Annotated in this window: 13 protein-coding genes; all 13 read right to left on the reverse strand. The window is 43.4% G+C overall.

Annotation, left to right across the window (positions count from 1 at the left end):
* Positions 1-9: 9 nt before the first annotated feature.
* On the reverse strand, positions 10-699 hold the full coding sequence (locus tag ACWA2B_RS13505; RefSeq protein ID WP_029518191.1) for a DNA alkylation repair protein: 690 nt from the start codon (positions 697-699) through the stop codon (positions 10-12).
* 19 nt (positions 700-718) lie between these two features.
* The gene (locus ACWA2B_RS13510; protein WP_449292287.1) at positions 719-1336 is read right to left on the reverse strand and encodes a DNA-3-methyladenine glycosylase family protein; all 618 of its coding nucleotides are present in this window, start codon (positions 1334-1336) and stop codon (positions 719-721) included.
* A gap of 63 nt (positions 1337-1399) precedes the next feature.
* Positions 1400-2215: an SPL family radical SAM protein gene (locus ACWA2B_RS13515; protein WP_165148462.1), complete on the reverse strand. Its 816-nt coding sequence runs from the start codon at positions 2213-2215 to the stop codon at positions 1400-1402.
* The gene (locus ACWA2B_RS13520) at positions 2205-2747 is read right to left on the reverse strand and encodes a methylated-DNA--[protein]-cysteine S-methyltransferase (protein WP_449292288.1); all 543 of its coding nucleotides are present in this window, start codon (positions 2745-2747) and stop codon (positions 2205-2207) included. Before ACWA2B_RS13520 ends, ACWA2B_RS13515 begins: the two co-directional genes overlap by 11 nt.
* A 16-nt stretch (positions 2748-2763) precedes the next feature.
* A complete protein-coding gene (locus ACWA2B_RS13525) occupies positions 2764-3333 on the reverse strand; it encodes a bifunctional transcriptional activator/DNA repair enzyme AdaA (protein ID WP_039272725.1) in 570 nt (189 codons plus the stop codon).
* A gap of 184 nt (positions 3334-3517) precedes the next feature.
* Complete coding sequence (locus ACWA2B_RS13530; RefSeq protein WP_029518187.1) at positions 3518-5008, reverse strand: alanine/glycine:cation symporter family protein; 1491 nt, start codon at positions 5006-5008, stop codon at positions 3518-3520.
* 220 nt (positions 5009-5228) lie between these two features.
* Complete coding sequence (locus ACWA2B_RS13535; protein WP_029518186.1) at positions 5229-7118, reverse strand: beta-glucoside-specific PTS transporter subunit IIABC; 1890 nt, start codon at positions 7116-7118, stop codon at positions 5229-5231.
* 250 nt (positions 7119-7368) lie between these two features.
* The gene (gene licT / locus ACWA2B_RS13540; protein ID WP_029518185.1) at positions 7369-8199 is read right to left on the reverse strand and encodes a BglG family transcription antiterminator LicT; all 831 of its coding nucleotides are present in this window, start codon (positions 8197-8199) and stop codon (positions 7369-7371) included.
* 275 nt (positions 8200-8474) lie between these two features.
* Complete coding sequence (locus ACWA2B_RS13545; protein ID WP_342434460.1) at positions 8475-9914, reverse strand: 6-phospho-beta-glucosidase; 1440 nt, start codon at positions 9912-9914, stop codon at positions 8475-8477.
* Between the two features lie 888 nt (positions 9915-10802).
* Complete coding sequence (locus ACWA2B_RS13550; protein ID WP_081317620.1) at positions 10803-10904, reverse strand: transposase; 102 nt, start codon at positions 10902-10904, stop codon at positions 10803-10805.
* Positions 10905-11025: 121 nt separating this feature from the next.
* Positions 11026-11316, reverse strand: coding sequence for a hypothetical protein (locus ACWA2B_RS13555; protein WP_318628421.1), 291 nt, complete (start codon positions 11314-11316; stop codon positions 11026-11028).
* A gap of 443 nt (positions 11317-11759) precedes the next feature.
* The gene (locus ACWA2B_RS13560) at positions 11760-11912 is read right to left on the reverse strand and encodes a hypothetical protein (protein WP_449292289.1); all 153 of its coding nucleotides are present in this window, start codon (positions 11910-11912) and stop codon (positions 11760-11762) included.
* Between the two features lie 4 nt (positions 11913-11916).
* On the reverse strand, positions 11917-12756 hold the full coding sequence (locus tag ACWA2B_RS13565; protein ID WP_341039992.1) for an enoyl-CoA hydratase/isomerase family protein: 840 nt from the start codon (positions 12754-12756) through the stop codon (positions 11917-11919).
* Positions 12757-12777 lie beyond the last annotated feature (21 nt).

Here is a 12777-nt window from a genome sequence, read left to right on the forward strand (position 1 = left end):
AGCCCCATCCTATTTTCTTTTTCGCTTCATACTACGAATGGTCGTTTTTGTGGCCTGATCCACCCGATATGATTCCGTGATTTTTTGCAGAGCTTTATTGAAAGTAAAATCATCCAATGTATTATGATTTAAATACGCCATCGTTGCCTCAGGCAGTTTGATATAACAGATCGATATCGCCCATGCTACCGCCATTTGTACATAATAATCCTCACGATGGGTCTGATCTAGCAGAGCAAACACCCGGTTCATATACTGTTCCTCAATATAAAAATTCAGAAGCATAACTACACCAAACCGAATTTCATATTCTTTCTTGGAGAGCAAGTAGGGTTGAATAAACTCCCACACCCGTTCTTTATGATGTTTCGTGATCTTCAATCCAGCACAGAAACTGTCACATACGGACCAATTATCAATTTTAGGAACAAACCTGGCGGTATAACTCAAAACTTCCTCTATATCCGTTTTTACAGAACCAATCACCATGCCTTGCAGCATGACTTCTTCGAAGTGTTCACTTTCAGCGGTCTCCAGGTAGAGACGCCAATCTCCTTTGGCAATATCTTGAGCTAGCTTACGCAGCACCGGCAGACGTACCCCCAGCACATTATTAATCGTCGGAAGCAATGCAGCCGTAAATTTCTGAAAATCCACATCCACATATGACAGTATCTGTTCCCTTATTGTTTTCTCCATCGTTTCCACTCCCTGATTTTTAACGAAATGAAATACTCCACAAATAAATAGAGGCCACCGAACCATAAGGCGAATAGACTCGGCGGTACTCCTCAAATTGCTGCTTGGTCAATGTATCTAGTTGGTACAGCTTCATCATTCCCCGTCGAATAGCCATATCGCCCCAACTGACAACATCTGGACGCTCCATGCAATTCATCAGCATCATTTCAGCCGTCCAAGGCCCTATCCCTTGCAGCGAGGACAATTTCTGGATCACTTGTGCATCGGAAAGCTCATATAATTCCTGTAAATCCAACAAGCCCTGCTCGATCGTTTGGGCTATATTAAGGATACATGTGGCTTTTTTCATGGTGATACCACAGCTTTGAATATCTAAAGCCGTTTGAACGACTATATTTTGTGGAGTGATCACGCCTAACTTCTCCTGCATCCTTGCCCATATGGTTTGAACCGCCTTGGCCGATATAAGCTGTCCCACAATCGCATGAACGAGCGCCGCAAACAGGTCGGGAATGATCACCCGTTCTACCTTGCCCAATTGCGTCATCGCTGCACCAAGTACGGTATCTACGTTTTTTAGATAATTGATTTCCTTTTCCCCATAGTCAAAGTTTTTGGTCATTACAGTTTGCATTCGTTCTCCCGCTGCCCCCTTATATGGTCTACTCTTGATTCAATGGCATAGACTGCTGTTGCATCAAGGTTCGAATCCTTCTTTGCTCACGTAGAGCTGTTCTTTCGGGAAAACATGGAGAAAACGTTCATAAACCGTCTTATAGGCAGCAGGATGATACCATTCTTCCAGCCCCAATGACTCGTACAGCGCACCTATTTTTAAGCTACGCGTTCGTCTCCCCCCACTGCCATCTCCCATAAAATAATCATCAATACAGACACGGTTGACCAGAGGCACGAGCTTGTCTGCAAAATGTTCACTGCTTGGAAGCATCGGAGCAATCGTAGCTTGCGTCGGTACACCTGCCTCCTTTAAGAGATGCAGCGTTTGGAGACGAGCCTGGATGGGAGGAGCTTCCGGGGTAAAATGTTTGCGTATATCTTCTCGATCTGTTTCTACAGTCATACTTACACGAACACGATCCCCCAATCGGAGCAGTAAATCGGTATCCCGCCGTACCAGTGGACTGCGCGTCTGTAAAAAGAGAAAATCTGGTGGCTCATCCACCATCACCTCCAGCAGAGACCGGGTCACCTCTTCCTTGTACTCAGCAGGCTGATAAGGATCTGTGCTTGACGACATGAAAATCGTGACTTTACCTTTGGATTTGGCTCTACGAAGTTCCTTGCGAAGAATATCTGCCGCCTGATTTTTAATATCAACCCATGTCCCCCACGCTTCCTTCCGAAATGTGGAGACTGGCAATTGGCGTACATAGCAATACGAGCAACCAAAGGTACAACCTGTATACGGGTTCAACGAGTGTGTATACCCTGACAAGAAGCCGGTCCCTTTATTCAGAAGTGTCTTTGGGGATTTGTAATACTCATTTTTCATACTGAACCAACGCCACTCTTTCCTTTTCGAGCTGCAAAAGCTTAACCTTCATGTCCAAACCACCACGATATCCGGTCATAGCTCCATTTTTACCAATGACCCGATGACAAGGGACCGTAACCAAAATCGGATTAGCACCGATGGCGGCCCCCACCGCACGAACAGAGGCTGGTTTTTGAATAGCGTTGGCAATATCTGAATAGGATAGTGTTTCCCCATACGGAATATCACACAACGCATTCCAAACCGCCAGCTGGAATGCAGTCCCCTGAAAGTCAAAGGGCAATGTAAATTGGGTGCGCTCCCCTTGGAAATATTCAATCAGCTCCTTGGCATAGGGCTGTAAAGCAGCATCCTCTTCAACTAAAGGGCTACCGGGAAATCGACTTCCTGCCCATGAAAACAATTCCTCTACAGGATGATTGGGCGAGCCCACATAACATAATCCTTCCGATGTAGCTGCAATATATAAATTCCAATCCTCATGTGTCAACAATGACCAATAGATCGTTTTATTCATTTGATGTGCCATGCTGTGTACCTCCATTTTATGTTGCTTTCGATTTGAGTTGGCGATATTGCAATGGGGTGTAGCCTGTATTCTTTTTAAATAACGTAATAAAGTAAGGTGCATTGGACAGGCCTACGTTCTCCCCCACTTCCGCAACAGATATATCTGAGCAGATGAGCAGCTCCTTCGCTTGTTCCAACCTGGTCTGCTGTATATATTCCATCGGGGTTAGATGCATGACCCGCTTGAAGGTACGATGTAAATGATACGGACTTCCATGACTTATCTCAGCTAGGATGTGCAATGTTAAGTCCTTCATATAGTTAGAATTCACGTATTCTGTAACCCGTGCGATCCATTCATGATCAGGCAATCGTTGTCCTGTCGGTTTACACCTTTTGCATGGACGGAAATGCTCAGCCAATGCCTGTTCCGCTGTTTTAAATATACGGATGTTCTCTCTTTTGGGAGGTCGGGATTTGCAGGAGGGGCGACAAAATATTCCCGTTGTCTTCACGGCGTACAAAAATATCCCGTCATAAGACTTGTCGTTTTCTACGATAGCTCTCCACTTGTCGTCAGTTATGGATAAATCGGATGTACTCATTCAAATCACCTCTCTGATGCAAATGTGACCTCCCACATATCTATGGCAGGATTATTCAAAATCCCTCTGTCTAAATTATAAACTAAATAGTGAACATATGTACCCTTCTTGGAATGTAAAGGCAAGATAACGAAAAAAAGATGACTCCCCGCGGAGCCACCTTTGATCTTACTTCTCTATCTTATTAGGCTTGAAGCTTGCTTGGTTTAGCGGTGATCGTCAACTCATCTGAAGGAGGCTGATATTCCTTTGACCAGTAATCGGCATTTGAAATCCCTGCCTTCTTCGGATCAAATACCGGGTCTATCCCTTGCCTCCGTTGCCGTTCGTAATCCTTAAGCACCAGAAGCGCAGGCTTGGCCAGGAGGATCATAGCAATCAGATTCACCCACATCATAATACCGACCCCCACATCCCCCAGTGTCCACGCCAACGCAGATTCCTTGACAACCGTTCCATAGAATGTCGAACCCAGAATAACCAGCTTTAACAGGAACATAGGCCATTTGGCTTTACGATCGGCAATCAGGTAGGCCATATTCGTTTCAGCGATATAATAATAGGCGATAATGGTGGTAAAGGCGAAAAAGAACAATGTAATGGACAAAAGACTCGACCCAAAACCCGGAAATACCGATTCGATGGCAGATTGTGTATATTGAGTTCCTTCTTCAACACCCGGAAGATGCTGCACAATATAGCCCCCACCTGGTCCCTTCACATTGTACATCCCTGTAAACAAGACCATGAAAGCCGTAGACGTACAGACTAAAAAGGTATCTACATATACAGAAAATGCTTGAACCAGTCCTTGCTTTGCCGGATGAGACACTTCTGCGGCGGCGGCTGGATGGGCACCAGAGCCTTGTCCTGCTTCATTCGAATAAATGCCTCGTTTTACCCCCCAGGCAATGGCTGTCCCTGCTATACCACCGAACACTGAATCGATACCGAAGGCACTGCGAAAAATAAGGGCAAATACATCGGGAAGCGCAGTAATGTTCGTCATCATAATATAGAAAGAGACAAGGATGTAGCCAAGTGCCATAAAGGGTATGACTACCTGTGCCACATTGGCAATTCTTTTTACACCACCAAATATGATAAGCGCCAGCAACACCACAACTACTATCCCGGAAACCTTCATATCCATACCAAACGAACTATGAAAAGCTACCGCAATCGAATTCGATTGAGTTCCCGGCAACAGTAAACACATAGCGACCAACGCTACAACTGCGAAAATAACCGCAAACCATTTTAAGCCTGTCCCTTTTTCAATATAAAAGGCCGGGCCGCCTCGATACTGACCATCACGCTTTACCTTATAGATCTGAGCCAGTGTAGATTCAACAAACGCAGTGGCCGATCCGATAAAAGCCATGACCCACATCCAAAATATTGCCCCGGGTCCTCCCATACCGACTGCCAGTGCAATCCCCGCAATATTCCCCGTTCCTACACGTCCTGATAACGCCATCGTAAAGGCCTGAAATGAGGATACACCTGCCTCAGAACTTTTCCCTTTAAAGACAAGGCGAATCATCTCTTTGAAATGTCTGATTTGCAGAAATCGGGTCATAATTGAAAATAATAGCCCCACGCTCAAACAGACATATACCACAGGATTGCTCCAAATGACGCCATTTACTGCCTCTGCCCACTTCTCTAACATTCCTTGCATTTCCCCCTGATCCATCAATTCATATTCAGTTAATGTTTTCAGAAAATTTTTCATATTTACAAGAAATTATAGAATAGTTTTTACAACCGTACAAGCTAATTTAATTGACATATTGTCAATTACAAATCGACTTATCTGCTACCTGAAAGGACGACAAAAAAGCTCTGATGATCCGGGAATATGGATCATCAGAGCCTTGTCCTTAAGACATTTAGGCAATGCTTTCTTTCTCATTCAGAGCGCTAGACAGTTTCAACAGCGGGGCCTGCTCCGTTACCTCTCCTTGAGCGATTGGAAGGACTTCAGTATATTCGGAAGAATTCGTAATGATAACTGGCGTAATCGTAGGATAACCCTCTGCCCTGATTTGCTCAACATCAAACTCAAGCAGTAGGTCCCCAGCTTTCACCTGATCGCCTTCTTTGATATGGGACGTAAAATGTTTACCGTCCAGCTTGACCGTATCTACTCCGACGTGAATCAGAACTTCTGCGCCATGATGCGAAACAACTGCAAGCGCATGTTTTTTCTTGAACGCCACGGTGATGGTTCCATCGAACGGGGCTACGACTCTGCCCGTTGTCGGTTGGATGGCGATACCTTTACCCATAGCTTCCGAAGCAAATGCTGGATCGGGAACCTCCGACAGAGCGACCACCGTTCCTTCAATCGGGCTTAGTACCTCTTCATTAGAAACTGCAACTGTAGATGTCGATTCTTTAGCCGAATTGTTAGTAGTTTCCTCTTCTTCAACTGGATCTTCAAAACCTAAAATATAAGTCAAAATGGCCGACACCAGGAATGAAACGGTAATCCCTAAAATCAATCCTGGGAAGCCTTGTCCGCCAGGACCGTAAAAGATCGGCAAGGTCAGCAATCCAGGTGCGCCGGAGGCAAATGCTTGCGTTCCCGCTTGACCGATAATGGCACCACCGACAGCACCACCGATAATACCTGCAATAAACGGACGTTTCAACGGCAGCGTAACCCCATAAACTGCTGGCTCCGTGATGCCGAATAAAGCGGTAAGTGTAGCGGAACCCGCTAGTGTTTTCAGCTTTTTATTTTTCGTTTTCAGCATAACACCGAACGAAGCGCCGGTTTGAGCAAAGATGGATGCCGCAGCGGAAGGTTTGATCCCGTCTCTGCCATTAACAGCAATATTATTAATGAATACAGGTACAAGACCCCAGTGAACACCGAAAATAACGAGCAACTGCCAGCAAGCACCAAGAATTGCTCCAGCCAGCAGCGGACTAAAGCTGAACGCAGCAACGAGCGCGGTAGCGATTGCGTTGCCCACATACACCCCGACTGGACCAAAAACCATCAGGGTCAGAGGAAGCATAATTACAAGTAGAATCAAAGGTGTAATAAAGTTTTTGACACTCTCATGGATCACACGATTGCACCATTTTTCCAGCTTACTCATGACGATAACGGCTAAAATTATCGGAATAACGGTAGATGAATAACTCATCATCACAATAGGAATACCGAAAAAGTCTGTAGGTGTACCTTCTGTTTTCAACGTGACAATGGTCGGGTAAAGCAGCCCTCCGGCGATGGTCAGAGCAACGAAGATATTACCACCAAATTTCCGTGCCGTTGTAACCGCTAACAAGAGCGGCAGGAAATAAAACAAGCTGTCAGCCGCAGCATACAAAATCATATAAGTAGTGTCTTTCGGAACCAACCAGCCGAGGTTACTCGCAATCAGCAGTAGACCTTTCAAAATACCGGACCCCGCCATAACTCCGAGCAACGGTGCAAAAATACTGGAAATTACGTCGATTACAGCGCCAAACCCTTTCTTGCCTTTAGCTGAATGATCTTCTTTTCCAGTTTCATTTAAAATGTTGGATACTTGGCCGATGGCATTATACACTTCTGGTACTTTGTTGCCGACCACAACCTGGAACTGGCCACCGCTCTGCTTGACCGTAATAATTCCATCAGTTTTCTCCAGCTTTGCCTTGTCTGCTTTCGCCTCATCTTTTAGTACAAAACGCAGGCGCGTGGCGCAGTGTACGAGCGATACTACATTTTTTTCGCCGCCTACCAGGTGCACAATTTCTTTAGCCAGTTGTTCATAACTCATGATGGACACCTCCATGTTCTAAGGGGCTTTTTACCATATTTAGGCACACAAAAAACCTAAGCCTTGAAAAATGGTGGGCACTTGAGTCCCGCAATTTTTCATGACTTAGGTTTTGCCTGCATAACCAGTAACAATCCCAGTTAAAAATTATTAAATTCCTGTTACTCACATAATAAATTTAATCTACCATATTTGTCAACAAAAACATTTTAAATATATTTTTGATTCTTTTTTACTAAAAAAGTTCAACTTATCTGTTCACCACTCGTTCAATATGCACAGTCAAATACAGCTTTTCTTCGTTCGTCAATTCGTGATTGTATTCTTTTTTTACAAAGGTTCCGATTTTCTCAGTACAAGCAGCTGCTTCCTTGTGCTTTTCCTTAATCATGTCATACAAATGGTCATAGTTATTTTCATAGTGATTTCCCTTAAATACGCGCTGGGCAAAAAATTTCAGATGCGTAATAAAGCGGAAATAACTCAAAGAATCCTCGTCAAAATCAACCTTAAAATGGTACTTTGCGATATTGATAATTTGCTGGATAAACTTCGTGATACTCATGGTTGTAATGACTTCCTCGTTCATTTCAGCATTTACGATGTGAAGGGCAATATAAGCTGCTTCATCTACAGGCAGTTCAATATCGAGCTTTTGTTTGATTTGTTCCAGCGTTTTCAGACCTATCGCAAATTCTTCTTTGTATAGCTGTTTGATTTCCCACAACAACGCGTTTTTGATTTCCAATCCTTCCCGGTATCTTTCAACAGCGAAATTGATATGATCGGTCAGCGAAACATAAATATTTTCGTTCAGCTTTCTATTCAGATTATGCTTGGCGTCATTTATGACTTCCTCTACAATCATGATCAAATCAAGCGGTACCTCACGTAACAGCATTTTAAAGTTATCGGACGTCTGTTTGTTTTTCAGAGCAAATACCTTCTGAATTCTGGTTTCGTCTACTTTGTCTCCAGGCTTTTTCTTAAAAGCAATCCCCCGCCCCATCACCACGAGTTCGGTACCGTCCGTCTGGTAGACGCTGATTACATTGTTGTTGATGACCTTTGCTATGTTCATCTTGATCCCCCGTTCCATATGCCAGCAAGAGCCACACTTGCTCCATCCTATTTATTGTAAACAGAAAAAAACCGAAGCACGCCAAATAAACAAGACTGTAACATCTTCTTATTTGTGGCTTAGGTTTTGCCTGCTACGCAGTAACAATCCTAAAAATGATGGAATTGCGTCAAGTATAGCCCGAAGAGGAACGATTGTCAACGCTTTCAATGAAGAAACGAAGATCGGAAATCCCCGTGGGCCCGGGATGTCCGATCCTATTACTTGTGGTACGATTATTCGCCCAGATTTTCTCCGTCGGAATGAATTACGTTTTTGTACCAGTGGAAGCTTTTCTTTTTAATCCGTTTCAACGAACCTTCGCCTTCGTTGTCACGGTCCACATAAATATAACCGTAACGTTTTTTCATCTCTCCTGAGGAAGCGCTGACAATGTCAATAGGTCCCCAACTTGTGTAACCGATAATTTCGACTCCGTCTTGAAGAGCCTCACCCATTTCGGCAATATGCCGCTTGAGATAGTCGATCCGGTAATCGTCGTTAACTTCTCCTTCAGGCGAAACCACATCATTGGCACCAAAACCGTTTTCCACTACGAACAGAGGCTTTTGGTAACGATCATGCAATTGGTTGGCTGTGATGCGGAATCCTTTGGGATCGATCGTCCAGCCCCATTCGGACTTATCCAAATATGGATTGGCTACGGAGCCGAATACATTACCACTGGTCATATTCTTGACGATTTCCGGGTCTGTGCTGGTCGTCCGGCTTGAATAATAGCTGAATCCGATATAGTCAACGGTGTGATCTTTCAGAAGGGCTGCGTCGCCTGATTCCATCTCAATGTTTAATCCATGATCCTTAAAGAAGCGCTTCGCATAACCAGGATATTCGCCGCGTGACTGAACATCAATGAAGAAGTAGGACTCGCGGTCTTTTTCCATGCCCTGATATACATCTTCGGGATTACATGTATACGGATAGAAGCTGCCGGCAGCAAGCATACAGCCAATCTTCGCATCTGGGATAATCTCGTGACACGCTTTTACAGCCAGCGCACTTGCAACAAGCTGATGATGTGCAGCCTGGTACTGAATTTGTTTAACGTTTTCACCTTCTTGAAAAACAAGACCGGCGCCGAGAAACGGCAAATGGAGAAGCATGTTAATCTCGTTAAATGTCATCCAGTACTTCACTTTATCCTTATAGCGGGTGAATACTGTTTTGGCATAGGTTTCAAACAGACCTACCAGCTTCCGGCTCCGCCAGCTTCCATACTTCTCGACCAGATCCACTGGCACGTCAAAATGAGCGAGAGTAACGACTGGCTGAATGCCATGTTTATGCAACTCGTCGAACAAATCATCGTAGAATTGCAAACCTGCTTCATTGGGAGTAGCGTCTTCTCCTGTTGGAAAAATACGAGCCCAGGCAATGGAAACACGCAGCGCCTTAAATCCCATTTCTGCAAATAGCGCGATATCCTCACGATAGTGATGATAGAAATCAATGGCTTGGTGGGAAGGATAGAATTCGCTTTCAAGTGGAGTCAGTGAAGGAACATTCCCTTTCATTATGCTTCTTCTCTTCTCTCCGGTAGGCAGCAGATCCACCAGACTCAATCCTTTACCATCTTCCAAATAAGCGCCCTCAGCCTGATTGGCAGCAAGAGCACCGCCCCATAAAAAGTCTTTAGGAAAAATATAACTGGACATAAACATTCTCCTTCCAAATGTGTAATAAAAGGGGTAGCGAAGGGTGACAGACAATAAAAAAACCCAAACCAGCCTGTGTACACTTACCGTGTAAACAAGCCAATTCAGGTTATGCCCTATCGGTAACATCCCATGAAAAGGTTATACGTATTTGTTTGAAACTCTAACAAAGATTTGGGAACCTGTCAAATTCATTTGATATAATAACACGCAGCCCCTGTGGGTTATATCATACAACAGCATGATTTCAAATGCCTATTGGGTAGTGAATTGAACCATGAAGGAAACCCCAGATAAACGACTTTACGAAAGATACCTGGCTGTTCGTCTTTGTCTGGAAGGGCACGTGTTTTCGAAGATCGCTGATCTACTCAGTCGCTATTTTAAGATATTTTGTTGCAAGAAATTTAGAAAATCCCTTTGCATAGAGCCAAGAGGAAGAATTTTTTTGATTATCTTGAACCTCCAATGCTGTCCTTTAATGTTAAATGACCATATTGCAGAAGACAGATATATGGAATGATATTTTTGTTCTTGTAAATCAGCTACTTCAAATTCAACTTTCTGTACTACTTTAGTGGAAAATAGATTGAGGAAAAGGATAATAATTTTATCATTATTTAGGAGTAATATAGCTCGACTTGTCCAAGCCGAAAGGCTTTGAGGAGTTGAATAGCAGATAAGCATGTTAGGTTCTCTATGCGATTCAGTTAGCTTATTAATAGTTTTTTTGTTAATGAATATCATAATCAAATACCTTTCTATTTGGATGTTCAAATGAAATGACATTTTAAAGAGTATCTTCCAAAATATTCAAAACTCGAATTGTTTCCAGTTGTTAATCCGTTTCATAAACTGGCCGACATGAAGCTTAATCTTATAAAACCTCTAAAAAAACACGTTATTCGCCACATTGGATTTAAGCCACAGCCATAGCCCCTCTACTGGATTTAGGTTGGGACTATAGGGCGGAAGAAAAACCAGGTGCAGGCGTAGATGTTCCTATCTCATTTGACAATATAATTAGTCTCATTTAATGTTATGAACCACATCTGGTGCCTCTTTTATCTGATATAACAAAGGAGGATAACCATTTCGAAATACCAGAACATCAGGCACATGTAACCAAAATTTTTTTCTCTAATTTTTTTGTTTTATATGGGATGGGGACTTCAACGGGTTGAACATAGTAATATAATGTTGAAACATCCACCTCTAGAAAATAATAAAATAAACACTCATTCAATGAGTGGTACTCGACAGTACGCTTCATCTTTCTACTGTGAAAACTTCCGATGATGTGAGGCCTTTGCCAGCTGATTTTATTATCTACTCTCCGTTTTGGTGAGAATTCTTGGTCTTCTTGTAGCCAGTTTTTATTATTCCACATTAAAGATTCCATGTAGAAAACCTCCCTTCCTGGTAATCAATATTACCAACCTCCAAAGCGTAAATCACTCGGCTATAATGCAATGCTAAGTTTGACTTCTGGCCCACAGTCCGTTATCAGATACGGTTGCTCGACAAGAAACACCGTGCTGAAAATGCGGTTTTCCTCTTTAGGAATATATCCCCTTCTCCTTTCGGGTAACAAATTAATTAGCTGATCTAGTTTTTATCTTTTCATAAATAAAATTAAGAATAGAGATTTTCACATGTAACCTCTAAAAAAGCGACACTACATATTTTCTGCAGCGTCGTCTCGTTAGTGTTATTTTTAATTGTTGTTTCAAAGTGTCTTATGGCAGTTATTAACCACATATAGCTTGAATTAAAAACGTCCTCAGAATATCTAAAGTAATTTAACGATACGGATTCAATTCAGACAATAATCTTTCTTATCTTTTAATAATTCATGCCTTTTATTTTCTTATAGAGCACAGTGTAAATGTATCCGGTAGATATATTTTTAGCTTCGCGGTATTGATCAATTTCTGTCATGAAGAACAAGTCCTTGTACTTCTCCGAGTATTCTACGAATCGTGTAGGTCCCGCCATAGCTCTAATGAACTTCTTTGCCCATTAGACGTCCTTGCATTTTTTTCAGCCGCTCCAGAGCTCCTTCTTCATCAATGGCCATGTCGTACATTTGGTGGGCAAGCTGGAACCCTTGATCACTGACCAGGGCTTGTTTCCATGGACGGGATATAATGGAGTGGGACAGATGTCTCGTTGAACGCGGTGCCTGCATGATCATCTCCGCAAGCTCCCATGCGCGAGGAAGAAGCTTTTCCCGGGGCAGGACTTCACTAACGATGCCCAGGTCCAAGGCGGTTTGACCATTGATATTCTTGCCGGTGTATGCGTAATATGCTGCTTTCTTGAAACCGATCATGTTCTGCAGTGTGAGCAGCATTCCATCTCCGGGAGGTGTGCCTCCCAGATAATGAGGATCAAAAAAGTCCGCGTCTTCAGTACAAATGGTAATATCGCAGAGAGTTGCGAGTTCACAGTGCGTTCCCGGCCCGTTGATCGCCCCGATGGTGGGGATGTCAATGCAGAATATCAAATTTTCAAGCAGTCTCAGCGATTCATGATACTGTTCGAGCTTCTTTTGCTTCGGCCAGTCCATAAATTTTGTATTCCAGACCTCAGGGTCCCCTATTACCCATTTATCCCCTGTTCCTGAAATAATCATTACCTCGTTCTCAGGGTCGCGGCCAATATCTGACCATGCATGGGACCATGCCGTATGGGCTTCCCAAGAATGCTTGTACGGCCCTCCGTCGGTATGCAACCGTACTTCGATGATTCCGGCACGGCGGGTCATTAATAGAAATTCCTTGTATTTCTCCGAGTACTCTTCAAATTTGGTTGGTCCAATCATACGTCTCTCTGTCATTTCAATTCCTCCTGGTTTTGT

The sequence above is a fragment of the Paenibacillus sp. CMM36 genome (genome assembly GCF_053570945.1).

What these genes read in the sequence shown, in the direction of transcription:
- ACWA2B_RS13565 (WP_341039992.1), bottom strand. Translation starts at nt 12,756, where the DNA reads ATGACAGAGAGACGTATGATTGGACCAACCAAATTTGAAGAGTACTCG.
- ACWA2B_RS13560 (WP_449292289.1), bottom strand. Translation starts at nt 11,912, where the DNA reads ATGGCGGGACCTACACGATTCGTAGAATACTCGGAGAAGTACAAGGAC.
- ACWA2B_RS13535 (WP_029518186.1), bottom strand. Translation starts at nt 7,118, where the DNA reads ATGAGTTATGAACAACTGGCTAAAGAAATTGTGCACCTGGTAGGCGGC.
- ACWA2B_RS13525 (WP_039272725.1), bottom strand. Translation starts at nt 3,333, where the DNA reads ATGAGTACATCCGATTTATCCATAACTGACGACAAGTGGAGAGCTATC.
- ACWA2B_RS13545 (WP_342434460.1), bottom strand. Translation starts at nt 9,914, where the DNA reads ATGTCCAGTTATATTTTTCCTAAAGACTTTTTATGGGGCGGTGCTCTT.
- licT (WP_029518185.1), bottom strand. Translation starts at nt 8,199, where the DNA reads ATGAACATAGCAAAGGTCATCAACAACAATGTAATCAGCGTCTACCAG.
- ACWA2B_RS13515 (WP_165148462.1), bottom strand. Translation starts at nt 2,215, where the DNA reads ATGAAAAATGAGTATTACAAATCCCCAAAGACACTTCTGAATAAAGGG.
- ACWA2B_RS13555 (WP_318628421.1), bottom strand. Translation starts at nt 11,316, where the DNA reads ATGGAATCTTTAATGTGGAATAATAAAAACTGGCTACAAGAAGACCAA.
- ACWA2B_RS13510 (WP_449292287.1), bottom strand. Translation starts at nt 1,336, where the DNA reads ATGCAAACTGTAATGACCAAAAACTTTGACTATGGGGAAAAGGAAATC.
- ACWA2B_RS13530 (WP_029518187.1), bottom strand. Translation starts at nt 5,008, where the DNA reads ATGTTAGAGAAGTGGGCAGAGGCAGTAAATGGCGTCATTTGGAGCAAT.
- ACWA2B_RS13505 (WP_029518191.1), bottom strand. Translation starts at nt 699, where the DNA reads ATGGAGAAAACAATAAGGGAACAGATACTGTCATATGTGGATGTGGAT.
- ACWA2B_RS13520 (WP_449292288.1), bottom strand. Translation starts at nt 2,747, where the DNA reads ATGGCACATCAAATGAATAAAACGATCTATTGGTCATTGTTGACACAT.